This is a genomic window from Cellulosimicrobium sp. NPDC055967, assembly GCF_042269845.1.
In the GTDB taxonomy this organism is placed as follows: domain Bacteria; phylum Actinomycetota; class Actinomycetes; order Actinomycetales; family Cellulomonadaceae; genus Cellulosimicrobium.
Genome location: NZ_JBHJYJ010000001.1, coordinates 416,546 through 441,718 on the forward strand (window position 1 = coordinate 416,546; position 25,173 = coordinate 441,718).

Sequence of the window (25,173 nt, forward strand, 5' to 3'; positions counted from 1 at the left end):
TTACTTACCGGTTATTCAGTTTTGCCGGTAGAGTGGCCGCGCCCGGGCCTCCCGAGCGCGTGAGACGTGACCGCTCGACGCGCACCCGGGAACCGTCGCCGTCGCCGTGGAAGGACCGTCCGTGAGCACCCTCCCCTACCTCGACCCCGCTCTGCCCGTGGCCGACCGCGTCGAGGACCTCCTCGCGCGGATGACGCTCCCCGAGAAGGTCGGGCAGATGCTGCAGCTCGACGCGCGCGACGGCGTCGGGCCGGCGGTCCTGGACAAGCACGCGGGGTCGCTGCTGCACACGTCCCCGCAGAACGTGGTCGAGGCCCACGCGCTCACCGGGCAGACCCGGCTCGGCATCCCCCTGCTCGTCGCCGAGGACTGCATCCACGGCCACTCCTTCTGGGTCGGCGCGACGATCTTCCCCACGCAGCTCGGCATGGCCGCCACGTGGGACCCCGAGCTCGTCGAGCAGGTCGCCCGCGCCACGGCCGTCGAGGTCGCCGCGACCGGCATCCACTGGACGTTCTCGCCCGTGCTGTGCATCGCGCGCGACCTGCGCTGGGGCCGCGTCGACGAGACCTTCGGCGAGGACCCGTACCTCATCGGCGAGCTCGCGTCGGCGATGGTGCGCGGGTACCAGGGCGACGGCCTCGCGGACCCCACCGGCGTCCTCGCGACCGCCAAGCACTTCGCCGGCTACTCCGAGACGCAGGGCGGCCGCGACGCGAGCGAGGCCGACATCTCGCCGCGCAAGCTCCGGTCCTGGTTCCTGCCCCCGTTCGAGCGCGTCGCCCGCGAGGGCTGCGCGACCTTCATGCTCGGCTACCAGTCCATGGACGGCGTCCCGGTCACCGTCAACGGCTGGCTGCTCGACGACGTCCTGCGCGGCGAGTGGGGCTACACCGGCACGCTCGTGACCGACTGGGACAACGTGGGCCGCATGGTCTGGGAGCAGCACATCCAGCCCGACTACGTGCACGCCTCCGCCGCCGCCGTGCGCGCGGGCAACGACATGGTCATGACGACGCCGAAGTTCTTCGAGGGCGCGCTGGAGGCGGTCGCGCGCGGCCTCGTCGAGGAGTCGGCGATCGACGCGGCCGTGCGCCGCATCCTCACGCTGAAGTTCCGGCTCGGCCTGTTCGAGGACCCGCGGCGCCCCGACGTCGCGCGTCAGGAGGCCGTCATCGCCTCGGCGGAGCACACCGCCGTCAACCTCGAGGTCGCGCGGCGCTCCCTCGTCCTGCTCGCGAACGACGGCACGCTCCCCTTCACGGGCGGGCGCACGGTCGCCGTCGTCGGGCCGAACGCGGACGACGACCACACACAGCTCGGCGACTGGGCCGGCGCGTCGGGCCAGGCCGACTGGCTGCCCGACGGCCACCCGCGCGAGATGACCACGACCGTCCTCGACGGCTTCCGCGCCCTCGCCCCCGAGGGCTGGACCGTCACGCACGCGCGCGGCGCCGACATCCTCACGCTCGAGCCCGACCCGGAGGGCGAGCTGTTCCCCGACGGGCAGCCACGCCCGCAGGTCGTCGTGCCCGCGAAGCCCGACGACGCGCTGATCGCCGAGGCCGTGGCCGCGGCGCGCGACGCGGACCTCGTCGTCGCCGTCGTCGGCGACCGGATCGAGCTCGTCGGCGAGGGCAAGTCGACCGCGACGCTCGAGCTCGTCGGCGGCCAGGTCGCGCTGCTCGACGCGCTCGTCGCGACCGGCACGCCCGTCGTCGTGGTGGTCGTCGCGTCCAAGCCGCTCGTGCTCCCGCCGTCCGCCCACGCAGCGGCCGCGATCGTCTGGGCCGCGAACCCCGGCATGCGCGGCGGGCAGGCCGTGGCCGAGCTCGTGCTCGGGCAGATCGAGCCCGAGGGCCGGCTCCCGATCTCCTTCGCGCACCACGCCGGCCAGCAGCCCACGTACTACAACGTGGTCCGCGGCCAGCACGGCGACCGGTACGCCGATCTCACCCAGCGCCCCGCCTTCGCCTTCGGGGAGGGCCTGAGCTACACGACGGTCGACTACGCGGACCTGCGCGTCCTGGGCTCGGTGCACGGCCCCGACGACGTCGTCCGCGCCCAGGTCACGCTGACCAACACCGGCACGCGGCCCGTCCGCGAGACCGTGCAGGTCTACGTGAGCGACACCGTTACGTCGGTGACGTGGGCCGAGAAGGAGCTCAAGGCGTACCGCAAGGTCGCGCTCGCGCCCGGCGAGCAGGTGACGGTCGACCTCGAGGTCCCCGTCGCGGACTGCACGCTCGTCGACGCCCAGGGCCACCGGGTCGTCGAGCCGGGCGAGTTCGAGCTCCGCGTCGGCCCGTCGTCCCGCGAGGACGCGCTCCTGCGCGCGCCGTTCATCGTCAAGGGCTGAGAGCGGACCCGGTCCGCGAGACCAGCACACGACGACGCCCGGGCCATGGAGGCCCGGGCGTCGTCGTGTGCTGGACTGCTGCCGGTCAGGCGCCGGTCGCGACCCGCTCCGGCTCGACCGACGTCTCCTCGCGGTCGACCCGCGCCGCCCGCAGGCGGGACATGATCACCGCGCCGAACGCGATCGCCGCGGCGACCACGGCGATGCCGATGCGCAGCGCGTGGTTCGCGTCCGCCGGCACGCTCATCAGCACCACCGCGGGGGCGATGAGCACCGACACGAGGTTCATGACCTTGATGAGCGGGTTGATCGCCGGGCCGGCCGTGTCCTTGAACGGGTCGCCGACGGTGTCGCCGATGACGGTCGCCGCGTGCGCCTCGGAGCCCTTGCCCCCGTACGCGCCGTCCTCGACGATCTTCTTCGCGTTGTCCCACGCACCGCCCGAGTTGGCGAGGAACACCGCCATGAGCACGCCCGCGCCGATCGCCCCGGCGAGGAACCCGGCGAGCGGGCCGACGCCCAGGCCGAAGCCGACCGCGATGGGCGCGAACGCGGCGAGCAGGCCCGGCGTCGCGAGCTCGCGCAGAGAGTCGCGGGTGCAGATGTCCACGACCTTGCCGTACTCCGGGCGCTCCTGGAACGTCATGATCCCCGGGTGCTCGCGGAACTGGCGGCGCACCTCGAACACGATCGCGCCGGCGGCCCGCGTCACGGCGTCGATCGCGAGGCCGGAGAAGAGGAACACCGTCGCGGCGCCGAGGATCACGCCCACGAGCGTGATCGGCGAGATGATCTCGTAGTCGAGCATCGCCGTGACGAGGCCGCTCCCGACCGTCTGGACGTCCGCCATCGCGTGGCTCACGGCGTCGGCGTACGACCCGAACAGCGCGGTCGCGGCGAGGACCGCCGTCGTGATCGCGATGCCCTTGGTGATGGCCTTCGTCGTGTTCCCGACCGCGTCGAGGTCGGTGAGGATCTGCGCGGCCTCGTCGACATCGCTGCCACCGTCCCTGCTCTCCCCCACCGACATCTCGTAGATGCCCTGCGCGTTGTCCGAGACCGGGCCGAACGTGTCCATCGCGACGATGACGCCGACCGTGGTGAGCAGCCCGCACCCGGCGAGCGCGACGAGGAACAGCGCGAGCCACACCGAGCCGCCCGCGAGGAGGAACAGGCCGCAGATGGCGGCCGCGATCACGCCCGCCGTGTACACCGCGGACTCGAACCCGACGCCGATGCCGGACAGGACGACCGTCGCCGCGCCCGTGCGGGAGGTGGCGGCCACGTGCAGGGTCGGCTTGGACGTCGTGCCGGTGAAGTAACCCGTGATCCACAGGATGATGCCGGCGAGGACGATGCCGATGACGACCGCGAGGCTCGCGACGACGCGCGGGTCGGCCGCGAGGCCCGAGAGGTCGCCGAGGTCCGCGGTGCCGTCGAGCGCCGAGAACGACGAGGGCAGGTAGACGAACGCGGCGACCGCGGCGAGCACCGCACCGATGAGCGCGGAGAGGTAGAAGCCGCGGTAGATGGCCTTGAGCCCGTTCTCCTGGCCGCGGACGCGCGTGATGAAGACGCCGAGCACCGCGACGAGCGCGCCGATCGCGGTGACCACGAGCGGGAAGACGAGGCCCTCCTCGCCCATGGCCGCCTTGCCGAGGATGAGCGCCGCGACGAGCGTCACCGCGTACGACTCGAACAGGTCGGCGGCCATGCCCGCGCAGTCGCCCACGTTGTCGCCCACGTTGTCCGCGATCGTCGCCGCGTTGCGCGGGTCGTCCTCGGGGATGCCCTGCTCGACCTTGCCGACCAGGTCCGCGCCGACGTCGGCCGCCTTGGTGAAGATGCCGCCGCCGACGCGCATGAACATGGCGAGCAGCGCGGCGCCGAAGCCGAAGCCCTCGAGCACCGCCGGGGCGTCGCCCTTGTAGATCAGCACGACGCCCGCGGCGCCGAGCAGGCCGAGGCCGACGACCGACATGCCGACGACGCCGCCCGTCCGGAACGCGATGCGCGCGCCCTCGGTGCGTCCGCCGGGCCGGGTCGCGGCCGACGCGACGCGCACGTTGGCCCGCACCGCGAGCCACATGCCGAGGTAGCCGATCGCCGCCGAGAACCCCGCGCCGACGAGGAACGCCACCGAGCGCCCGACGCGGATGCCGCCGTCACCGGGCAGCAGGAACAGCAGGCCGAACACGATCACCGCGAACAGGGCGAGCGTGCGGAACTGGCGGCTCAGGTAGGCCCCGGCGCCCTCCTGCACGGCCTGGGCGATGTCCTGCATCTTCGCCGTGCCGTCCTCCGCGGCCAGGACCTGTCTGCGCAGGACGAACGCGAAGACCAGCGCGACGAGCGCGATCACCGCGATGACGGTGACGATGGTGAGACTTTCCGAACCGAGCGTGAGCATCCGTCCTCCTTGACGAACCGCGCGACCGTCGCGCCGGTCCCCTGCCGGAGCGATGGGGGTGAGTCTACGCACGTGTGGCGCACGTCACGACCACTCGTGCAGGACGTCACAAACACGGCGCGCCGACCGGCCCTGGGCCGCGCTGAACCGCGCTCTCCCGCCACCCCAACGAAACCCTCGACCCCGTCGTTGAGAAGGACAAGAGTGGTTCCACGAGCGGGGGAGGCGGTCGCGATGGCGCGATGGGAAGAGGTGCTGGACGAGATCGTCCGCACGCGGCGACGCGCCCTGGTGGGCTACGCCCATCTCCTGACCGGAGACGTCACGGAGGCGGAGGACCTCGTGCAGGACGCCCTGTTCCGGACGTTCCGGCGGGGCCGCGCGGCGACCGACTTCGCTCTCGCCGAGAGCTACGTCCGGCGCGCGGTCCTCAGCGGGTTCCTCGACGGCACCCGACGGCGGCGGCGCTGGGACGGCGTGCGCCACCTCCTCGCCCCGTCCGACCCGGCCGACCGCGTCGAACCGGTCGTCGAGGCGCGCGTCGACGTCGTCGAGGCGCTCGGCGTGCTGGCTCCCCGCGAGCGCGCGTGCGTCGTCCTGCGCCACTTCTCCGACCTCACCGTCCGGGACGTCGCGGAACGGCTCTCGCTGAGCGAGGGCACCGTCAAGCGGTACCTGAGCGACGCGAACGCCAAGCTCGCGGCACGGCTCGGCCCGCTGCGCGTCGCCGACGACGACCTGCCCGTCACGCCTCCCGTCCGCGGCACCGCCCCCTCCACCCCGCCCGCCCCGTCCGCCCCTGGAGGTGCGCGATGAACCGCCCCACGAACCCCGGCCCCGTCGACCTCGACGTCGTGCTGCGCTCGGTCGCCGACGAGGTGGTCCCCCGCACCGACGACGCGACGTCCGCCGGTCTCGTCCGCGACGGCGTGCGCCACGTCCGCCGGCGTCGCGCCGTGCTCGTCGGCACGGCCGCCGTGCTCGCCGTCGCCGCCGCGGGCGTCGGCGCGAACGCCCTGCTCGCCGAGGACCCTCGCCCCGTCCTGCCCGCTCCCGCCCCGAGCCCCGAGCCCACGCCGAGCCCGACGCCCACGTACCGGGCCGCGTTCCCCTCGCCCGTCACGACCGACGCGCTCCGGTGCGGCGCACCCGCACCCACGGCGACGGGCAGCGACCTGCTGGCGACGGCGTCGGTCGACCCGGCCGCCGTCACCGTCGCGTCCCCGGACCTCGTCGAGGTCACGGGCCGCGTGTCCGTCGACGCCGCCGCGCGCGTGAGCGCCCTGGACCCGGCCGGGCTCACCGGGTACGTCGTCGTGCAGGACGGGCTCGTGGTGTCGTCCGTGACGCCCACGAACCTCGACGGCGCGGCGCCGGTCGACCTCGCCGAGGGCGACGTGCTCGACCTCACCACGTCGGTCGACTCGTCCGCCTCGTGCGACCCCGCCGGCGTCACGGAGCACTCGCCGTCGCTCCTGCCGGGCGACTACGAGCTCGCGGTGGTCGTCCCCTGGGTCGTGTCGTCGTACGCGCTGGAGCGCGACGGTGCCTGGGGCGAGGCCGTGACCGCCGCCACCGGGTCGGGCGAGCCGCTGTTCGACGGTTGGCTCGTGACGCCGTCTGTCCCGTTCACGGTCTCGGCCGCCCCCGACGCTGAGCACTCAGCGCCCCCGGCGACCCCCGACCCGGTGCCCGGGGCCTTCACCGGCCCGACGACGACATTCCCCGCCGCGCCGTCGTACGAGGGCCTCCGGTGCGGCATGCCCGCCCCCTCCCCGACCGGCGACGAGCTCCTCGCACGGCTCGAGACCCCGGGAGCCCTCTCGGTGGCGAGCGGGACCGAGGTCACCCTCGCCGCCCGGCTCGCCGGGCTCCCCACGGCGCGCACCGAGACGGTCGACTTCCGCTGGCTCCGTGCGTACGTCGTCGCCCAGGACGGGGTCATCGTCAGCTCGACCGTGCCGGCCACCGACTCCGAGGCGTACGCCGTCCTCGAGCCGGGCGCGACCGAGCAGCTCGACCACGCCGTCACCACCGCGGTGGCGTGCGAGTGGGGGCTGCCCTCGGACGCGTCGCTGCCGCCCGGCGAGTACACCGTGCAGGTCGTGCACCCGTGGATGATCACGCGGTACTCGCTCCAGCAGCTCGACGGGTCGTGGGGCGCCGAGACCGCGAACGGGAGCCTCTACAAGGGCTGGCTCGTCTCGGCACCGGTCCGGCTGACGATCACCTGACCCGGCGCGGATCCGGGCCGGTCAGGGCCGGGCGTGCCCGTGCGGTGCGCCCGGCGTCGGCCGCTCCGTGCGGTGAGCACCCGCCGCGAGGCGGGCGACGACGTCGGGCCGGGTGAGCGGGAACAGGTGCCCCTCGCCCGCGAGGCCGACGCGCGGGACGGCGAGCCGGTCGGACAGCTCGCGCTGCTGCCGCAGGAAGCGCGCGCCCCCGCGCAGACCCGTGACGAGCAACGGGTCCGCCGCCGTGGACAGGGAGCGCCCTGAGTCGAGCAGCGCGCGCACGCGCGGCGCCTGCTCCCAGCTCGCGAACCACTCGTGGGCGAGCATCGTCCAGGTGCTCGCGCTCCCGTAGCGCACCCGCGCCACGTCGCGCGGGAGCGGGTCCGCGCGACGGGCGACGACCCGCACCGCCCCGCGTCGCAGGGCCGGTCCGGCCGTCCCGAGCGCGCTGCCGACCAGCGCAGCCAGCGCGTCCCCCGCCCGGGCGGTCGGCCGCCCCGGGTGCAGGGCCGGGAGGTGCGGCTCCCACGGGCTCGTCGGGTCCAGGAGCACGAGACGGCGCACCTCGTCCGGGTGGAGCAGCGCCCACTCCAGCGCGGCGAGCCCGCCCACGGAGTGACCGACGAGGCCCACCGGTCCGGAGCCGTCGACCCGCAGGGCCGTCCGCACCGCGTCGACCGGCCCGGTGACCGGGGTGCGCCACGCGTCGAGGACGCGGACGTCGTCGGTGCGCGCGGCGTCTCGGAGCTCGCCCACCAGCGGCGCGAAGTCCTCGGGCGTCAGCGCCAGCCCGGGCAGGACGACCCAGGTCGTCGCGCGGTCCGGCGCGTCCGCTCCTCGGCCTGCGCTCACGCACCCACCCTAGGGAGCGGGCCCGCGCCCCGCGCGGTACAACGTTTCGCGGGCGCCGCTCGTCTCAGAGTGCGACAAGACGAACGCACCCGCGACGTCCCACCTCGAGGAGGACCGTGCGACCAGCGACCGGCCAGGACCGCCCCGACGACGACCCGCTCACGGTGCTCGTGCGGGACCGCGGCAGCGCGCTCGTGGGCTACGCGTACCTCCTCACCGGGGACATCGCCGCCGCCGAGGACCTCGCGCAGGAGGCCGTGGTCCGCGTGTTCGTCCGGTCCCGTCGCCACCGGTGGCCCGACGCTCCCGAGTCGTACGTGCGCCGCGCCATCCTCTCGCTGTACGTCGACGGGTACCGGCGCTCCCGGCGCTGGCGCGACGTCGAGCACCTCGTCGCCGTTCCCAGGCACCGGGACGGACCGGCGGAGGCCGCCGACACCTCCGCCGACGTCCGCGACGCGCTACGAGCGCTCGCGCCGCAGGAGCGCGCGTGCGTCGTGCTGCGCTACTACGACGACCTCACCGTCCCGCGGATCGCCGAGCACCTCGGGCTCTCCGTGGGGACGGTCAAGCGCTACCTGCACAACGCCGTCGGCAAGCTCGAGACCCTCCTGGGTCCCCTCGACGACACTGCGGACGACGACACCGACGACCAGGTCGGGCTCGTGACACCCCACGCCCCGACCGCGCCTCGGAGGGCAGACGCATGACCCGCCTCGACGACTTCCTCCACGATCTCGCCGACACGCCACGACGCGAGGGCGTCGTGCTGCCGCTCGCCGACGTCCAGCACCGGGTCCGCCGCGGACGACGCGTCCGCCGCACCGCGACGGCCGGGATCGTGACGGCCGGCGTCGTCGGGGTCGGTGTCGCAGCCGCGGCGCTGGGACTCCCGGGATGGCGTGCCACCGAACCCCCGCCCGCGGCCACGTCCGCCCCTCCGGAGGTCGTCGCACCGCTCACCGGGACGACCGTGGCGTGCGGGACTCCCGAGGCGGACCTCGCCGCCACGACGACGCTCACGCTCACCGGGCCGGGCGGGGCCGGGGTCCTCGGCGTGCAGGACGGAGACGGTGACGTCGGGTCCCTCGAGCTCACGAACCACGGCGAGGAGCCGTTCGTCGCGGCGTCGAACGGATTCGCACGCACGGTGCTCGTCGACGACGCGGTGGTCGTCGCCGTGCCGATGATGGAGCCCGACCCGTTCCACGCGATCGACCTCGCGTCCGGGGAGCACCAGCCCTTCGGCATCACCCCGACGAGCCCGTGCGACGGCGGCGCGCTCGCGCCCGGCACCTACACCGGCTACTACGTGCTCCAGGTCGACGCGCTCGGGAGCACCGCCGACCTCGACGCCTGGGACGGCACCACCGGCACGTCCACGACGATCGTCAGCGCACCGTTCGAGGTCGTCGTCGGGTGACTCTTCCCGCCAGCGACCCGGGGTGAGGACCCCGCCGTGGGCGATGATGGGCGGGTGACCTCACCGACCACGCCCGCCGTGACCGACCCGACCCCCCACGAACGCGCGCGTGCGCACGCCCAGGACCTCGCGACCTTCGTCGAGGCGTCCCCGTCGTCCTACCACGCGGCGCACGAGGTCGCGCGCCGCCTGGAGGCCGTCGGCTTCGAACGGCTCGACGAGACGGCGGCGTGGCCGCCGGCGACCGGCAGCGAGGGCGACGGGCGCGCGGGCGGGCGGTACGTCGTCGTGCGCGACGGCGCCGTGATCGCGTGGGCCGTCCCCGCGGGCGCGACCGCGACGACGCCGTTCGCGGTCCTCGGCGCGCACACCGACTCACCCGGGTTCAAGCTCAAGCCGCGCCCGAGCGTGGGCCGCGAGGGCTGGTGGCAGGCGGGCGTCGAGATCTACGGCGGGCCGCTGCTCAACTCGTGGCTCGACCGTGAGCTGGAGCTCGCCGGGCGGCTGGTGACGTCCGACGGCGCGGAGCACCTCGTGCGCACCGGCCCGCTCCTGCGCATCCCGCAGCTCGCGATCCACCTCGACCGTGCGGCGAACGACGGGCTCACGCTCGACAAGCAGCAGCACACGCAGCCCGTGTGGGGGCTCGCGTCAGCGTCGGGACCGGCCGGGTCCGACGTCGCGGGCGCGGCGCACGGGACGAACGGCGGGGACGTGCTCGCCGAGCTCGCGCGCCACGCGGGCGTGCGCGCGAGCGAGGTCGCGGGGTACGACGTCGTCGTCGCGGACACGCAGCCGCCGCGCGTCTTCGGTGCGCACGACGCGTTCCTCGCGTCCGGGCGGCTCGACAACCTCCTCTCGGTGCACGCGGGGCTCGTCGCCCTGCTGGAGGTCGCGGGCCCGTCCGACCGACCCGTCGAGGGCGACGTGATCCCCGTGCTCGCGGCGTTCGACCACGAGGAGATCGGCTCGGAGTCGCGGTCCGGGGCGTCGGGCCCGTTCCTCGCGGACGTGCTCGACCGGATCGCGGCCGGCCTCGGCGCGACGCAGGAGGAGCGGCACCGCCAGCTCGCGGCGTCGCTGTGCGTGTCGAGCGACGTCGGGCACTCGGTGCACCCCAACTATCCGGAGCGTCACGACCCCGCGAACCGGCCGCTCGCGGGCGGCGGGCCGATCCTCAAGATCAACGCGAACCAGCGGTACACGACCGACGCGCACGGCGCGGCGGCCTGGTCCCGGGCCTGCGCGCGGGCCGGGGTGCCGAGCCAGGAGTTCGTGTCGAAGAACACCGTGCCGTGCGGCTCGACGATCGGCCCGCTCACGGCGACGCGCCTCGGCATCCGCACGGTCGACGTCGGCGTCCCCATCCTCTCGATGCACTCCGCGCGCGAGCTGACGGCGGTCGTCGACCCGTGGTACCTCTCCCGCGCGGTTGCGGAGATCTTCCGCGGCTGACCCCCCTCCCCCTCCTCCACCCGGCCGAACCGGTGGTCCTGGCTCGTCCCGCGCGTCGGACGGACCAGGACCACCTGTTCGGGCGGCCACGATCGCCTGGTCGGCGGTCGGAGGGGTCGCGGGGGCGGGGTCGGCGAGCGGGCTGATACGTCACTCACGTCCGGCGCGGGCGCGGACGCCGCGCAGCATCTTCTGCGTCATGAGGAAGCTCACGGGCTGGACCGCCTCGACGACGGCGCGGCCTGCGGCGCCGCGCGGGAGGTAGCGCTCGCGGACCAGCAGGCGTGAGCGCGGCACGCCGTCCTCGCCCGGCGGGAGCGGGCGGACGACGAACGCCCACGAGAACCGGAACGGCATCGTGTCCGGCTGCCCCGGGCCGGGCGTGCCGAGCAGCACGAGGTGCGATCCCGGCTCCAGCTCCGCGACGCGCAGCACGGCCTCGTCGGCGAGGTGGACGTCGTCGCCCACGGCCAGGTCCTGCCAGCGCTCCTCGATCGCGTCGGCGCTGCGGATGTCCAGGCCGACCAGGTTCTCCAGGGCGTCGTAGGAGTAGAAGCCGCCGCGGCCCTGGCCGAGCTGCACGAGCCACGGCCACACGTCCGCCGGTGGCGCGTCGATCGTGACGGCCCGCGTCGCGACGACGGCGCGCGCGTCCGGCACGAGGTCGTCGCCCGGCAGCACGCACTCGTGCTCGCCCTCCCAGGTGCCCCAGGTCTGGGTCATGCGCCGAGTGAGCAGGAGCGCCCCGACGGCGAGCGCCGTCGTCACCACGACCCGGACCCCGCGCACCGCTCCCATGCGTCGATCCTCGGCCGCGCGGCGCGCGCCGCGCGAGGGCCGGAAGTCCCGAGCGCGGCCGCCGTCGGCCGAAGGACGGGCCGGAGGTGGGAGACTCGGAGGCGTGCCGCACGCCCCCTCCCCCACCTCCCTGCGACCGACGAGCGCGGCCCTGCTCGACGTGCTGCGCGCGGGCGGGCGGCGCGACGAGCGGCTGCTGCACGTGCGCGAGCTGCCCGCTCGGGAGGGGGTGCAGGCCGACTGGCCGGGGTGGGCCGACGCGTCGCTCGTCGCGGGCTACCGCGCGCTCGGCGTCGAGCGCCCGTGGGAGCACCAGGTCGCCGCGGCCGACGCCGCCTGGTCCGGTCGGCACGTGGCGCTCGCCACGTCGACCGGGTCCGGCAAGTCGCTCGCGTTCTGGCTGCCCGCGCTCTCGGCGGTGCGGGCCGACGCCGCCGCGCGCGTCCTGGACCCCGGCCGCATCGAGTCGGTCGCACGCCGCGGCTCCGTGCTCTACCTGTCCCCCACCAAGGCGCTCGCCGCGGACCAGCTCTCAGGGCTCCAGCGGCTGCTCGACGCCGCCGGGACGCGCGACGTCCGGGTCGCGACGTGCGACGGCGACACCGGGCAGGACGAGCGGCGGTGGGTCCGCGAGCACGCCGACGTCGTGCTGACCAACCCCGACTTCCTGCACTTCGCGCTCCTGCCGTACCACCGCGGCTGGTCGCGGCTGCTGCGCGACCTGCGCTACGTCGTCGTCGACGAGGGCCACGCCTACCGCGGGGTGTTCGGCGCGCACGTCTCCCTCGTCCTGCGCCGCCTGCGGCGCCTCGCCGCGCACTACGCGCGCGAGGGCGACCGCCCGCCGACGTTCGTCGTCGCGTCGGCCACGACCGCCGACCCCGCGACGAGCGCCGCGCGGCTCGTCGGGGTCGAGCCCGACGACGTCGTGACCGTCGCGCGGGACACCTCGCCCGCGGGGCGCAAGACGTTCGCGCTGTGGGAGCCGCCCGTCGTCGTGGGATTCGACGCGACGTCCGCGGCCGGGCCCTCCGACACGCCCGCCGAGGGCCGCGAGGACGACCCGACCGTCCCGACGACGGTCGACGCCGCGGCGGAGCATCCCCGTCGGAGCGCGACGGCCGAGGTGGCGGACCTGCTCGCGGACCTCGTCATCGCGGGCGCGCGCACGCTCGCGTTCACCCGCTCGCGTCGCGGCGCGGAGTCCGTCGCGGTGCAGACGCAGGACAGCGTGCGCGTCGTCGACCCGCGGCTCGTGCGGCGCGTCGCCGCCTACCGGGGCGGCTACCTGCCCGAGGAGCGGCGCGAGCTCGAGGACGCCGTGCGCGCGGGCGACGTCCTGGGCCTCGCGACGACCAACGCGCTCGAGCTCGGCGTGGACATCTCCGGGCTCGACGCCGTCCTCATCGCGGGGTGGCCCGGCACGCGCATGTCGGTGTGGCAGCAGGCGGGACGCGCCGGGCGCGCGGGGGCCGACGGACTCGTCGCGTTCGTCGCCCGGGAGGACCCGCTCGACACCTTCCTCGTGCACCACCCCGAGGCCGTGCTCGACGCCCCGCTCGAGGCGACCGTGTTCGACCCCGCGAACCCCTACGTCCTCGCGCCCCACCTGTGCGCGGCCGCTGCCGAGAACCCCCTGCGGTCCGACGACCTCGCGGCGTTCGGCGACCCCGACGCGGTGCGCGGCCTGCTCGACGTGCTCGTCGCCCGGGGCGCGCTGCGCCGTCGTTCCTCCGGGTGGTACTGGACGCACGCGCAGCCCGCGTCGGGCATGACCGACCTGCGCGGCTCGGGCGGCGCGCCCGTGCGGGTCGCCGAGGCCCGCACCGGCCGGCTGCTCGGCACGGTCGACGCGGCGTCCGCGGACGGGTCCGTGCACGACGGCGCGGTGTACGTCCACCAGGGCCGCACCTACGTCGTCGAGCACCTCGACCTGACCGACCACGTCGCGCTCGTGCGCCGCCAGGACGTCGACCACGGGACGTGGTCCCGGTCCACGACGTCCATCACGATCGTCGACGAGCCCGCGGACGGGGACGTCGCCGCCGGACGAGAGGTCGTCGAGCGGTCCTGGGGGCCCGTCGGCTGGGGGTACGGCCCGGTCGACGTGTGCTCGCAGGTCGTGAGCTTCCAGCGCCGACGGCTCCCGGACATGCAGGTGCTCGGCACCGAGACGCTCGACCTCCCCGAGCGCACGCTGCCGACCATGGCCGTCTGGTGGACGGTCCCCGCGTCCGTGATCGAGGAGGCGGAGGTCGACGCCGACGAGCTGCCCGGCGCCCTGCACGCCGCCGAGCACGCGTCCATCGGCCTGCTCCCCCTCCTCGCGACGTGCGACCGCTGGGACCTCGGCGGCGTCTCCACCGCCCTGCACGCCGACACCGGCGAGGCGACCGTGTTCGTCCACGACGCCTACCCCGGCGGAGCGGGCTTCGCCGAGCGCGGGTACGAGCTCGGCGCGACGTGGCTGCGCGCCACGCGCGACGCCATCGCGCGCTGCCCCTGCCACGACGGCTGCCCGGCGTGCGTGCAGTCCCCCAAGTGCGGGTCGTACAACGCCCCGCTCGAGAAGGCCGCCGCCGTCCGCCTGCTCGACGCCGTCCTCGCCCACGCCCCCACCCCGTAGAACCGTGGTCGCGCGAGGTAGAGCCCTGGTTTGCGCGAGGTAGAACCGGGTTTCTGTGCCCGACGCCGCGTGGTCGCCTGGGCCGGTCAGGGTGGGTGGTCACCGCGACCAGGGCGCTCGTTCAGCGTGCGGTCGCCGGGCCGGCGCGGGCGGCAGCCGTCGCCCGGCCCAGCGCGACGCCGAGGACGGTGACGCCGGCGGTCGAGGCGACGTCGACCCGCACGACCCCGCCGCCCTGCTCTGCGCACGCGGTGACCGCCACCGCGTTGCGGGCCGCGACCTCACGGGCGCGGCTGCAGGGCTCCCAGCCGTCGCGGGCGGCCGTTGCCGCCGCGAGCGCCGCGAGGTCGGCGCCGGTCTGAGCCGCCCCGCGGGCCGCCTGGGCGTGCGCGAGCGCGCCCAGCCCGAGGGCGAGCACGAGCACGACGGCGACGATGCCGAGCACCAGCACCGTGCCCGCGCCGCGCTCCGCGTCGGGCGCCTCGTCGTGCCGCCCGGCCCCGGCCAGGGCAGCGCGGCGACCGGCACGGCGCCTCGCCCGCGCACGCGCGGCCGCGTCTCGCCGGACGGCGGCCCGCTCCCGGGTCATGGCTCGACCCACGCGACGGCCTCGCCGCTCGCGCGCAGTGGCGACCCCGAGAGCCACCCACCGACGACGGGCGTCGTGACCCGGACCTCGACCCACGGGTCGCCGCGCACGACGCCGACGGTCGCGTCGTCCCCCGCCACCCGGAGCGCCGTCGCGCGCACGGTCGCGTCGTCCTCGCCGATCGCCGCCGCACGGGCTGCGGCCCTCGCCGCGTCGGCGGAGCGCATCTGGGCGCCCGCCGCCGCGGCGAGGGTGAGGACGACGACGAGGACGAGGACGACCGCCGGCAGCGCGACGGCGAGCTCGGCCGTGACCGCACCCCGCTCCCGATCGCCGCGCGACCGGACCTCCGGCGAGCGCAGCGCCCGCGACCGGAAGCTGCGCCACGCACCGGTGCCCGCGCCTGCGTCCTGTCGCACGGCTCAGCCCAGCGACAGCGCGCTGCGCACGATGCCGAGCAGCAGCTCGCGCACCTCGCCGCTCTTCAGCACGACGATGAGCAGCCCGGCAAAGCCCGCCGCCGCGACCGTCGCGATCGCGTACTCGGCGGTCGCAAGGCCGGACTCGGCGTCCTGCCCCGTGCCGTCGCCCGTGAGGCGCGCGAGCACGCGCCGTACATGTCCTGCCATGGGTGCTTCCCCCTTCTCGTGGCCCGCGGTCGCGGGCGTGCGGCGCCACCGTGCCGCACGCAGGCGTGCTCACGTAGGGATCCGACTATCGATGGTGGACGGGACCCTCTCGATCCGGGCCTGTGGACGCCCACGCGCGTAGCATCCTGGCGTGGCACGAGCGTCGGAGGAGGGTGCGGCGCGGACGACGCGCCTCGACCGCGCGCGCCTGGCGGCCCTCGCCGGCGGAATCCTGTGCGTCGTCGTTGCCGTCCTGGTGGCGCTCGCCCCGACCGCCGTCGTGCGCTACCGGCACGCGAACGACGGTTCGATCGCCTGCCTGCTGGAGCAGCAGGCGCCACCCAGGTTCGACGGCTACACCGACCGCGTGGTCGGACGGTTCACGCTCCTGCCGGCCCGCCTCGACTGCACGTGGCATCTACCGGACGGCCGCGAGGTGCACACGTCCCGCACGGTCCTCCCCGGCATCACGACCGCCGCTCTCGTCCTGGGCGGGGTGGGGGTCTCAGGACTAGTGGTCGCAGGGCTCCGCGTCACCCGCCGGGAGCCGTCCGCGTAGCAGGGAGCCGAGGCTCACCGTCCGCCCACCAGACCTGACCCCAGCGAGACGAGGACGGGGACGAGCCCGACGAGCACGAACGCCGGGAGGAAGCAGGCGCCGAGCGGGAGGACGAGGTGCACGGCGAGGCGCGCCGCGGCGGCCTTGGCAGCGGCGGTCCGGTCCTGGCGCGACGCCTGCGCCGCGGCGCGCAGCGCGGGCGCGGGCGCTGCGCCGTGCAGCCAGGCCGGACGCAGCGCGCGCTGCACGACCGCGAGCCGCGGCGGGGCCGTCGCCCAGGCGGCGTCCCACGACGCGCCGAGGAGGAGGGCAGCGCCCGCGGCCCGCAGCGCGGCACCCTCACGACCACCGACGCTCGACCCGACGACGTCCAGGGCGCGCGGCACCGCGGCGCCGGACCGAACCGCGGCCGCGAGGAGCTCGAGGAGCACGCCCGTCTCGAGGGGCCCGGCGTCCTCCGCGCGCTCCCGCCCTCCGCGCCCGGCCCTCCGCGTCCCCACATCCCCCGTCCCGTCAGGGCTTCCGGCCGCACCGTCCTGCTGGGCCACAGCGCCGGCCCGTCGCACGACGGCCGCCCGCGCCGCCCACCACGGCGTCGTCGCCGCCAGGACCCACGCCGTCACCAGGAGCGCGCTCACCGGTCCTCCCCCGCGGCGCGTGCCCGCTCGACGAGCCGCCCGGACCACGTGCGTCCCGCGAGCAGGAGCAGGAGCCCGAGGAGCACCCCGACGGACCCGATGCCGCCGTCGGTCGCGGTGCCGAGCGGGTCGGCGCCGAGGACGTAGCCCAGCAGGACGCCCACGGCCGGGAGCCACAGGAGCACGCGCGCGGTCGCCCGCGGCCCGGCGAGCGCGGCGTCCCGCTCCGCGCGGGCCTCCGCGTCCGCCGCCACGGAGGCCGCGACCTCGTCGAGCACCGGGGCCAGCGGTGCGCCCACCTCGACCGCCAGCCGGCAGGCCGCCACGAGGGCGCGCGCGGTGGGCAGCCCGCCCACGTGCGGCGCGAGGTCGACGACGCGGGGGACGCCCGCGGCGTCGACCCGCACCCCGAGGGCCCGCTCCCACGCGGCACCGGGCGCGGCCCCGGACCGCAGGAGCGACCCCACCTGCGTCACGACGACGCGCACGAGCTCCGGCACGGCCTGTGCCCGGGACCGGCCCCGCAGGTGCAGCCGTCGCCCGGGCCGCGGCGACCACGGGCCGACGACGCCGCGGGCCCGGCGCCCGCCCCGCGCCGTCGCGCACCAGACCGCGGCACCGACCAGCGCACCCACGAGGACCGTCACGTCGACCTCACGCGCACCACCGCGCCACGAGCTCGTCCCAGGCCGGGCCCGCGACGGGCCCCTCGTCCTCGCCGGAAGACCCACCGCGCGGAACCGCCCCGTCCCACGAGCCCGCGACGTCGACCCGGAGCCCGGCCCGGACGTCGCCTCGCACGACACCGATCTGGGCGAGCACGCGCCGGGTCGTGCCGCCCGCGCGCACGCGGCGCAGGTGCAGCACCACGTCGAGCCCGCCGACGGCCTGCGCCGCCACGGCGGCACGGTCCATCCCCGCGAGGGCCGCGAGCGCCTCCAGGCGGGCGGGGATCACCTCGACGTCGTTGGCGTGGATGGTCGCCAGCCCGCCCTCGTGGCCGGTGTTGAGCGCCATGAGCACCTCGCGGACCTCCGCACCGCGGCACTCGCCCAGCACGATGCGGTCGGGTCGCATCCGCAGCGCGGCGCGCACGAGGTCGGCGAGGTCGACGCCGCCCGCGCCCTCGACGTTCGCCCGGCGTGCGGTGAGCGGGACGACGTGCGGGTGGTCCGGGTCGAGCTCGCGCGCCTCCTCGACGCAGACGATGCGCTCGTCGGGCGGGACGAGCGCGAGCAGCGCGGCGAGCAGCGTCGTCTTGCCGGTCCCGGTCCCACCGGAGACGAGCACGCTCGCGCGCGCCGCGACGAGCCCGCGCAGGACCGGCTCCCAGTCGCGCGGGACCGTGCCGGACGCGACGAGGTCGGCCAGGCCGAACGTCCGCGTCCGCAGCACGCGCAGCGAGATCACGGCCCCGGCCCCGCACACGGGCGCCACCACCGCGTGGAGGCGCGTCCCGTCGGGGAGCCGGGCGTCGACCACGGGCGAGGCGTCGTCGAGGCGCTGGCCGCCCGCGGCGGCGAGCCGCACGGCCAGCGACCGCACGGCCTCCGGCCCTCCGAGCGGGACGACGACGCGTTCGAGCCCGGCGCCGCGGTCGACCCAGACCTCGTCGGGCCCGTTGACGAGCACGTCGGTCACCCCCGGCTCGTCGAGGTAGCGCTGGAGCGGTCCGGCGCCGAAGATCTCCGCGTGCGCCGTGCGCGTCAGCTCCCGCAGGGCGGTCGTGCCGAGCACGCGCCCGGACGCCCGCAGCGCGTCGGCGACGGCCGCGTCGTCGGGTCCCGCCGAGCCCGGGCCAGGCTCCGCGCCGGCCCGCACGAGGCGGTCCCGGACGCCGTCCAGCAGCGGGCCGCGCCCCCGTTCCGAGCGTCCCGGCTTGGCGTCGCGCCCGCTCACCCGAGGCTCCCCGCGTACCGCGCCGCGAGGTCACGTCCCGCGCGGACGACCGGCCCGCGCCCGACGCACGGGCCCTGGCCGCGCTCGATCGCTCCGGCGAGGCCCCGGTCCCAGCCGACCGTCGTGGCGACCCCGAGCCCGACGGCGTCCGCGACCTCGCCGCCGGACAACCGCCCCGGAGCCGGCCGGCGCAGGACGAGCGCCGCCGGACCGGGGACCCGGTCGCGCACCGCCGCCGCACCCGCGACGCCGGCCACGTCGAGCGGCGTCACGACCAGCACCTCGTCGCACGCGCCGAGCAGCCCCGCGCCCGCGGCACCGGACCCGAGCGCGGCGCGGTCGACGTCGAGCACGAGCACCCCCGACCGGCCGGACGTGGCCTCGGCGAGCGCCGCCACGACGTCTGCGAGCGCCGCGGGCTCCGGGCCGCCGCCGCGCTCGGTGCTGACGACCGGGACCGTGCCCCACCGCGGCAGGCGTGCGAGGAGGTCCTCGCCGTCGAGCCGGCCGCGCGCGTCGGCGAGGTCGGGCCAGCGCACGCCCGGGTCCTGCTCGATGCCGAGCAGCACGTCGAGCCCGCCGCCCACGAGCGCGAGGTCGACCAGGCAGGTGGGGGCGCGCCGTCGTGCCACCGCCCGGGCGAGCGAGGAGGCGACCACGCTCGCCCCCGCGCCGCCGCGCGCTCCCACCACCGCCACGACCGTCCCGCCCATCGCGTCCTCCCCTACCGCCCGTCGACCGGCGCCCCACCCTGCCGTGGCCGGGCGGGCGGCGTCGGGCGGGACGTACCACCTGTGGACGGGTGCCTCGGCGAGCGCTCCTGTGGACGGCCACGTTGCGCGGCTAGGCTCGCGACCGTGACTCCGCTCCTGGACCCGACGGACCCGCCGCGCGCCGGCCGGGTCGCCGCGTTCTTCGACCTGGACAAGACGATCATCGCGACGTCGTCGGCCGCGGCGTTCTCCCGGCCGTTCTTCGCCGGCGGGCTCATCAACCGCGGGGACGTGCTGCGCAGCGCCTACGCGCACTTCCTGTTCATGGTGGGCGGTGCCGACGCGGACCAGACCGAGCGCATGCGCGCGCACCTGTCGAGCCTCGTGACCGGGTGGGACGTCGCCACGGTGTCGCGCATCGTCGAGGAGACGCTGCACGAGCACATCGACCCCGTCGTCTACGCGGAGGCGGTCGAGCTGATCGAGTCCCACCACGAGCACGGGCACGACGTGGTCATCGTGTCCGCCTCCGGGAGCGAGGTCGTCGAGCCCATCGCGGCGGTGCTGGGCGCCGACCACGCGATCTCGTCGCGCATGGCCGTCGAGGACGGCCGGTACACGGGCGCGATCGACTTCTACGCGTACGGCGAGAACAAGGCGGCCGCGATCCGCGAGCTCGCCGCGCGCGAGGGGTACGACCTGGAGGCGAGCTACGCCTACTCCGACTCGGTGACCGACGCGCCCATGCTGGGCGCGGTCGGGCACGCGTTCGTCGTCAACCCCGACCGGACGCTGCGCCGGCTCGCCGCCGAGCACGGCTGGGGCGCCCTGACGTTCTCGAAGCCCGTCGCGCTGCGCTCCCACCTCGCCGGCTCGACGCCGCTCCTCGCCGCGGCGGGGGTCGTCGCGCTCGGCGTCGTGGCGTGGCTGGTGTGGCGCACCCTGCGCCGGCGGCGCTAGGACCGCCCGCCGCGAGATAGCGACCCCCGGCCGAGATAGCGACTCCCAGCATGATCCAGAAGGGTTTCGGCGCCGGGGATCGCTATCTCGCGGTCCTGATCCGGACGTCCCGGACCAACCGCACCCGGGCGTTCGAACGGTCGTAGAACAGGGTGTGGAAGTCGCGGCCGACGGGTTGCGCTCCCCGCCCGCCCGGGCTGTGATGGAGGGACAACAGCATCTCGGCGGTACCCACGCGCAGGAAGTCCACGTAGGGACTCGCTGACCGGACGAGACCCGGCCACGACGGCCACCTCGCGCCGTTGCAGCGGACACGGTTGCACGCCTGATAGCCGCCGCGATGCTGGCGGGACGGCGCTCCTGACGGGGCGCCGTCGTCGTGCCGGGCGCGTGGTCGCCGCGCGATACTGGAGCCCATGACGTCAGCGCCGAGTGTCTCCTCCTCCATCACCGTCCGCCTGCAGGTCGAGGCGCGCCCCACCGCCGTGAGCGAGCTGACGACGGCGATCGAGCACACGGGCGGGATCGTCTCCGCCCTCGACGTCACGGCGTCGGGCCACGAGCGCATCACGGTCGACGTCACGGTCGCGACGCGCGGCGAGGAGCACGCCGGGCAGATCGTGGAGGCGCTGCGCGCGCTGCCGGGCGTCGTCGTGGACCGCGTCTCCGACCGCACGTTCCTGCTGCACCTGGGCGGCAAGCTGCAGATCGAGTCCAAGGTGCCGATCCGCAACCGCGACGACCTGTCGATGATCTACACGCCCGGCGTCGCGCGCGTGTGCGAGGCCATCGCCGCCAAGCCCGACGACGCCCGCCGCCTCACGATCAAGCGCAACACCATCGCGGTGGTCACCGACGGCTCGGCGGTGCTCGGGCTGGGCGACATCGGCCCGCTCGCCTCGCTGCCCGTCATGGAGGGCAAGGCCGCGCTGTTCAAGCGGTTCGCGGACATCGACGCCTTCCCGATCGCGCTGGACACGACCGACGTCGACGAGATCGTGCGGACCGTCAAGGCCATCGCGCCCGTGTTCGCCGGTATCAACCTCGAGGACATCTCGGCGCCGCGCTGCTTCGAGATCGAGGCGCGGCTGCGCGCCGAGCTCGACATCCCGGTGTTCCATGACGACCAGCACGGCACGGCGATCGTCGCGCTCGCGGCGCTGACGAACGCGCTCAAGGTCGTCGGCAAGGAGCTGTCCGACGTGCGCATCGTCCTGTCGGGCGCGGGCGCCGCCGGGACCGCGGTGCTCAAGCTGCTCCTCGCGGCGGGCGCGCACGACGTCGTCGTCGCGGACGTCGAGGGCGTCGTGCACCCGGCGCGACCGGGGCTGTCGCCGTCGCTCGCGTGGACCGCCGTCAACACCAACCCGCGCCACGTCACGGGGACGCTGCGCGAGGCCGTCGTCGACGCGGACGTCTTCATCGGCGTGTCCGCGCCCGACGTCCTCACCGGCGACGACGTCGCGCGCATGGCGCCCGGCGCGATCGTCTTCGCGATGGCGAACCCGCGCCCCGAGGTGGACCCGGACGACGCGGCGCGGCACGCGGCGATCGTCGGCACCGGGCGCTCCGACTTCGCGAACCAGATCAACAACGTCCTCGCGTTCCCGGGCGTGTTCCGCGGCCTCCTCGACGCGCAGTCGCACCGCATCACCGACGGGATGCTGCTCGCCGCGGCGCGCGCCCTGGCGTCCGCGATCCACGAGGACCAGCTCAACCCGACCTACATCATCCCGAGCGTGTTCAACCCCGAGGTGACGTCGCTCGTCGCCGCCGCGGTCGAGCGCGCCGCGCGCGAGGCGGACGCGACCGAGCCCGCCGCGCTCACCGGCGGGCTCCCGCGCGTCGCGTCCGCGACAGCATCCCCGTCGGCCTCGCCGGCCCCGACCACCCCGGAGGCCTGACCCGTGCAGCGCGTCACCACCCGCAACGCCGCGTTCCAGCAGTGGGAGGCGCTGCTCACCAACCGCACCAAGAGGCACCGCGCGGGCGAGACGCTCGTCCAGGGGGTGCGGCCGATCACGCTCGCCGTCGAGTCGGGCTGGACGGTGCGGACGTGGCTCGTCGACGCGGACCGGTCGCTGTCGGGCTGGGCCCACGCGATGCTCGACCGGGTGCGGACCCGGCGGTTCGCGGTGTCGTCGGAGCTCATGCGCGAGCTCGGCGGCAAGGACGACGACGCGCCCGAGCTGCTCGCGGTCGTCGCGACGCCGCCCGACGACCTGGGGCGGATCACCGTGGGCGGCCGCGCCTCCGGGGAGGACGCCGCGTTCCTCGGCGTCGTGCTCGACCGCCCCACGAGCCCGGGCAACGTCGGGACCGTCGCGCGCTCGCTCGACGCGTTCGGCGGCGGCGGGCTGGTCGTCGCGGGGCACGCCGCGGACCCGTACGACCCGCGCGCCGTGCGTGCCAGCACCGGCTCGATCTTCTCCGTGCCGACCGTGCGCGTCCCCGCGGGGCGCGACGTCCTCGACTGGGTCGCCGCGCAGCGGTCCGCCGGGGTCCCACTGACCCTGCTCGGGACGGACGAGGACGGCGACGTCGAGCTCGCGGACCACGACCTCACCGGCCCGACGCTCGTCCTCACCGGCAACGAGACGTCCGGCCTCAGCGCCGGGTGGCGCGAGGCGTGCGACGTCATGGTGAGCATCCCGATGCTCGGCTCGGCGAGCTCGCTCAACGCCGCGAGCGCGACGACGGTCGTCCTGTACGAGGCGGTCCGGCAGCGCCGGGCGCGCTGACGCTCTCACCCGGGAGCAGCCTCTGCTGCACCGCCGACAGCCGGTGCCGGGCATTTGCGAGCGGTCCCGCCGAATGGTGGACTCCTGTGACCGCGCTCACGACAACGGGTCTAGACTCCCCAAGGTCGGGGCCCACCATCGTGGGCGTCCGACCGTCCTGCGTCCGCCGCCGCTCCCTCGGCGACCCACGCACGGGCGCCGCACCAGAGTCGATGCGCACCGGAGGTCAGCGTGCCAGAGAACGAGTCCACCACCGCGGCGGCGGACACCACCCCCAGCCTGGAGAACCTCCTCCACGAGACCCGGAGCTTCCCGCCGAGCCCGGAGTTCGCCGCGCAGGCGAACGCGAAGCCCGAGCTCTACGAGGAGGCGCAGGCCGACCGGCTCGCGTTCTGGGCACGGCAGGCGAACGACCTCGTCACCTGGCGGACGCCGTTCACGGAGACGCTCGACTGGTCGCAGGCGCCGGTCGCGCGCTGGTTCGCGGACGGCACGCTGAACGCCGCGTACAACGCGGTCGACCGCCACGTCGAGGCGGGCCTGGGCGACCGGGTCGCGATCCACTTCGAGGGCGAGCCCGGCGACACGCGCACCGTGACGTACGCGGAGCTGCAGCGCGACGTGTCGCGCGCGGCGAACGCGCTCGCCGCGCTCGGCGTCGAGACGGGCGACCGGGTCGTCATCTACCTGCCGATGATCGTCGAGGCGGTCGTCGCCATGCTCGCGTGCGCACGGATCGGCGCGCCGCACTCGGTCGTGTTCGGCGGGTTCTCCGCCGACGCCCTGCGCAGCCGCATCGCCGACGCCGAGGCGAAGCTCGTCATCACGGCCGACGGCGGGTACCGCCGCGGCGCGGCCTCCGCGCTCAAGCCCGCGGTCGACGAGGCGCTCGCGCCCAAGGAGGGCGCGGACCCGACGACGGTCGAGCACGTGCTCGTCGTGCGCCGCACGGGTCAGGACACCGCCTGGACCGAGGGCCGCGACGTGTGGTGGCACGACGCGCTCGAGTCGGCCGACACGACCCACACGCCCGTCTGGGTCGAGGCCGAGCACCCGCTGTTCATCCTCTACACGTCCGGCACGACCGGGAAGCCCAAGGGCATCCTCCACACGACCGGCGGCTACCTCACGCAGTCCGCGTACACGCACCGCAACGTCTTCGACCTCAAGGCCGAGAGCGACGTCTACTGGTGCACGGCCGACATCGGGTGGGTCACCGGCCACTCCTACGTCGTCTACGGGCCGCTGCTCAACGGCGCGACGCAGGTGATCTACGAGGGCACGCCCGACTCCCCGCACCAGGGCCGCTGGTGGGAGATCGTCGAGAAGTACAAGGTCTCGATCCTCTACACCGCGCCGACCGCGATCCGCGCGTGCATGAAGTGGGGCGAGGAGATCCCGGCGAAGTTCGACCTCTCGTCGCTGCGCGTCCTCGGCTCGGTGGGCGAGCCCATCAACCCCGAGGCGTGGATGTGGTACCGCCGCGTCATCGGCGGCGACCGCACGCCCATCGTGGACACCTGGTGGCAGACGGAGACGGGCACGATCATGATCTCCCCGCTCCCCGGCGTGACGGCCGCCAAGCCGGGCTCCGCCCAGGTGCCGCTCCCGGGCATCGTCGCGGACGTCGTCGACGACGAGGCGCGCTCGGTGCCGAACGGCGGCGGCGGGTACCTCGTGCTGTCCGAGCCGTGGCCGTCGATGCTGCGCGGCATCTGGGGCGACCTCGAGCGTTTCAAGGACACCTACTGGTCACGCTTCCCGGGGATCTACTTCGCGGGCGACGGCGCCAAGAAGGACGAGGACGGCGACATCTGGCTCCTCGGCCGCGTCGACGACGTCATGAACGTCTCGGGCCACCGCCTGTCGACGACCGAGATCGAGTCGGCGCTCGTGTCCAACGAGATCGTCGCGGAGGCCGCGGTCGTCGGCGCGAGCGACGACCTCACGGGCCAGGCCGTCGTCGCGTTCGTCATCCTGCGCGGCGAGCACGCGGCGAAGGCCGCGGACGCCGAGGGGGCCGCCGCCGTGCAGACCGACCTGCGCAACCACGTGGCGAAGGAGATCGGCCCGATCGCCAAGCCGAAGCGCATCCTCGTCGTGCCGGAGCTGCCCAAGACCCGGTCCGGCAAGATCATGCGCCGCCTGCTGCGCGACGTCGCGGAGAACCGCACCGTCGGCGACGCGACGACCCTCGCCGACTCGTCGGTGATGGACCTCATCTCGGCCGGCCTGCAGAAGCCGTCGTCCTCGGAGGACTGACCGGCCTCCGCCGACCACGGGGTCGG

At 75.5% G+C, this 25,173-nt stretch carries 22 protein-coding genes; 12 read left to right on the plus strand and 10 right to left on the minus strand.

Annotation, left to right across the window (positions count from 1 at the left end; all coding sequences use genetic code 11):
* Positions 1-121 precede the first annotated feature (121 nt).
* Positions 122-2,359, plus strand: coding sequence for a glycoside hydrolase family 3 N-terminal domain-containing protein (locus tag ACFC2L_RS01705; protein WP_375822501.1), 2,238 nt, complete (start codon positions 122-124; stop codon positions 2,357-2,359).
* An 85-nt stretch (positions 2,360-2,444) separates the two neighbouring features.
* Here the strand turns inward: ACFC2L_RS01705 and ACFC2L_RS01710 are convergent, their stop codons facing one another.
* A complete protein-coding gene (locus ACFC2L_RS01710; RefSeq protein WP_375822502.1) occupies positions 2,445-4,769 on the minus strand; it encodes a sodium-translocating pyrophosphatase in 2,325 nt (774 codons plus the stop codon).
* Positions 4,770-5,003: 234 nt separating this feature from the next.
* Here ACFC2L_RS01710 and ACFC2L_RS01715 point away from each other — a divergent pair, with 234 nt between their 5' ends.
* Together ACFC2L_RS01715 and ACFC2L_RS01720 are read left to right on the plus strand one after the other, a co-directional pair.
* Positions 5,004-5,585 (plus strand): sigma-70 family RNA polymerase sigma factor, encoded by a 582-nt coding sequence (locus ACFC2L_RS01715; RefSeq protein ID WP_375822503.1) that lies wholly within the window; start codon positions 5,004-5,006, stop codon positions 5,583-5,585.
* Positions 5,582-7,003: a hypothetical protein gene (locus ACFC2L_RS01720; protein ID WP_375822504.1), complete on the plus strand. Its 1,422-nt coding sequence runs from the start codon at positions 5,582-5,584 to the stop codon at positions 7,001-7,003. The genes ACFC2L_RS01715 and ACFC2L_RS01720 overlap by 4 nt, the downstream gene beginning before the upstream one ends.
* A gap of 21 nt (positions 7,004-7,024) precedes the next feature.
* Here ACFC2L_RS01720 and ACFC2L_RS01725 read toward each other — a convergent pair whose 3' ends face one another.
* Positions 7,025-7,855, minus strand: coding sequence for an alpha/beta hydrolase (locus ACFC2L_RS01725; protein ID WP_375822505.1), 831 nt, complete (start codon positions 7,853-7,855; stop codon positions 7,025-7,027).
* A 116-nt stretch (positions 7,856-7,971) separates the two neighbouring features.
* Here ACFC2L_RS01725 and ACFC2L_RS01730 point away from each other — a divergent pair, with 116 nt between their 5' ends.
* Genes ACFC2L_RS01730 through ACFC2L_RS01740 form a run of 3 tightly spaced genes read left to right on the plus strand, consistent with a single transcriptional unit; the run spans position 7,972 to position 10,733 of the window.
* On the plus strand, positions 7,972-8,565 hold the full coding sequence (locus tag ACFC2L_RS01730) for a sigma-70 family RNA polymerase sigma factor (protein WP_375822506.1): 594 nt from the start codon (positions 7,972-7,974) through the stop codon (positions 8,563-8,565).
* On the plus strand, positions 8,562-9,278 hold the full coding sequence (locus ACFC2L_RS01735; RefSeq protein ID WP_375822507.1) for a hypothetical protein: 717 nt from the start codon (positions 8,562-8,564) through the stop codon (positions 9,276-9,278). The genes ACFC2L_RS01730 and ACFC2L_RS01735 overlap by 4 nt, the downstream gene beginning before the upstream one ends.
* A gap of 54 nt (positions 9,279-9,332) precedes the next feature.
* On the plus strand, positions 9,333-10,733 hold the full coding sequence (locus tag ACFC2L_RS01740; protein ID WP_375822508.1) for a M18 family aminopeptidase: 1,401 nt from the start codon (positions 9,333-9,335) through the stop codon (positions 10,731-10,733).
* Positions 10,734-10,883: 150 nt separating this feature from the next.
* On the opposite strand, the gene ACFC2L_RS01745 is transcribed toward ACFC2L_RS01740, so the two are convergent.
* Positions 10,884-11,531 carry an SRPBCC family protein gene (locus ACFC2L_RS01745; RefSeq protein ID WP_375822509.1) on the minus strand — a complete coding sequence of 216 codons (648 nt, stop codon included), beginning with the start codon at positions 11,529-11,531 and terminating at the stop codon, positions 10,884-10,886.
* Between the two features lie 103 nt (positions 11,532-11,634).
* Between ACFC2L_RS01745 and ACFC2L_RS01750 the strand changes: the two genes are divergently transcribed.
* Entirely contained in the window at positions 11,635-14,157 is a 2,523-nt protein-coding gene (locus ACFC2L_RS01750) for a DEAD/DEAH box helicase (protein ID WP_375822510.1), read from the plus strand.
* Between the two features lie 121 nt (positions 14,158-14,278).
* On the opposite strand, the gene ACFC2L_RS01755 is transcribed toward ACFC2L_RS01750, so the two are convergent.
* From ACFC2L_RS01755 to ACFC2L_RS01765, 3 genes are read right to left on the minus strand one after another with little or no spacing between them, the layout of a single operon-like run.
* Positions 14,279-14,746: an Rv3654c family TadE-like protein gene (locus ACFC2L_RS01755; protein WP_375822511.1), complete on the minus strand. Its 468-nt coding sequence runs from the start codon at positions 14,744-14,746 to the stop codon at positions 14,279-14,281.
* The gene (locus tag ACFC2L_RS01760) at positions 14,743-15,165 is read right to left on the minus strand and encodes a TadE family type IV pilus minor pilin (protein WP_375822512.1); all 423 of its coding nucleotides are present in this window, start codon (positions 15,163-15,165) and stop codon (positions 14,743-14,745) included. Before ACFC2L_RS01760 ends, ACFC2L_RS01755 begins: the two co-directional genes overlap by 4 nt.
* Positions 15,166-15,168: 3 nt before the next feature.
* Positions 15,169-15,375, minus strand: coding sequence for a DUF4244 domain-containing protein (locus ACFC2L_RS01765; RefSeq protein WP_375822513.1), 207 nt, complete (start codon positions 15,373-15,375; stop codon positions 15,169-15,171).
* Positions 15,376-15,526: 151 nt separating this feature from the next.
* Here ACFC2L_RS01765 and ACFC2L_RS01770 point away from each other — a divergent pair, with 151 nt between their 5' ends.
* Entirely contained in the window at positions 15,527-15,934 is a 408-nt protein-coding gene (locus ACFC2L_RS01770; RefSeq protein ID WP_375822514.1) for a hypothetical protein, read from the plus strand.
* Positions 15,935-15,948: 14 nt separating this feature from the next.
* Here the strand turns inward: ACFC2L_RS01770 and ACFC2L_RS01775 are convergent, their stop codons facing one another.
* From ACFC2L_RS01775 to ACFC2L_RS01790, 4 genes are read right to left on the minus strand one after another with little or no spacing between them, the layout of a single operon-like run.
* On the minus strand, positions 15,949-16,572 hold the full coding sequence (locus ACFC2L_RS01775) for a type II secretion system F family protein (RefSeq protein WP_375822515.1): 624 nt from the start codon (positions 16,570-16,572) through the stop codon (positions 15,949-15,951).
* On the minus strand, positions 16,569-17,219 hold the full coding sequence (locus ACFC2L_RS01780) for a hypothetical protein (RefSeq protein WP_375822516.1): 651 nt from the start codon (positions 17,217-17,219) through the stop codon (positions 16,569-16,571). Before ACFC2L_RS01780 ends, ACFC2L_RS01775 begins: the two co-directional genes overlap by 4 nt.
* Before the next feature lie 7 nt (positions 17,220-17,226).
* Positions 17,227-18,471: a TadA family conjugal transfer-associated ATPase gene (locus ACFC2L_RS01785; RefSeq protein ID WP_375822517.1), complete on the minus strand. Its 1,245-nt coding sequence runs from the start codon at positions 18,469-18,471 to the stop codon at positions 17,227-17,229.
* Entirely contained in the window at positions 18,468-19,184 is a 717-nt protein-coding gene (locus tag ACFC2L_RS01790; protein WP_375822518.1) for a pilus assembly protein FlpE, read from the minus strand. The genes ACFC2L_RS01785 and ACFC2L_RS01790 overlap by 4 nt, the downstream gene beginning before the upstream one ends.
* Before the next feature lie 144 nt (positions 19,185-19,328).
* On the opposite strand from ACFC2L_RS01790, the gene ACFC2L_RS01795 reads away from it, so the two are divergent.
* From ACFC2L_RS01795 to acs, 4 genes are all read left to right on the plus strand, one after another.
* Positions 19,329-20,144, plus strand: coding sequence for an HAD-IB family hydrolase (locus ACFC2L_RS01795; RefSeq protein ID WP_375822519.1), 816 nt, complete (start codon positions 19,329-19,331; stop codon positions 20,142-20,144).
* A gap of 416 nt (positions 20,145-20,560) precedes the next feature.
* Positions 20,561-22,048: an NAD-dependent malic enzyme gene (locus ACFC2L_RS01800; protein WP_375822520.1), complete on the plus strand. Its 1,488-nt coding sequence runs from the start codon at positions 20,561-20,563 to the stop codon at positions 22,046-22,048.
* 3 nt (positions 22,049-22,051) lie between these two features.
* On the plus strand, positions 22,052-22,885 hold the full coding sequence (locus ACFC2L_RS01805; protein ID WP_375822521.1) for a TrmH family RNA methyltransferase: 834 nt from the start codon (positions 22,052-22,054) through the stop codon (positions 22,883-22,885).
* Between the two features lie 231 nt (positions 22,886-23,116).
* Positions 23,117-25,147: an acetate--CoA ligase gene (acs, locus tag ACFC2L_RS01810; protein ID WP_375822522.1), complete on the plus strand. Its 2,031-nt coding sequence runs from the start codon at positions 23,117-23,119 to the stop codon at positions 25,145-25,147.
* Positions 25,148-25,173 lie beyond the last annotated feature (26 nt).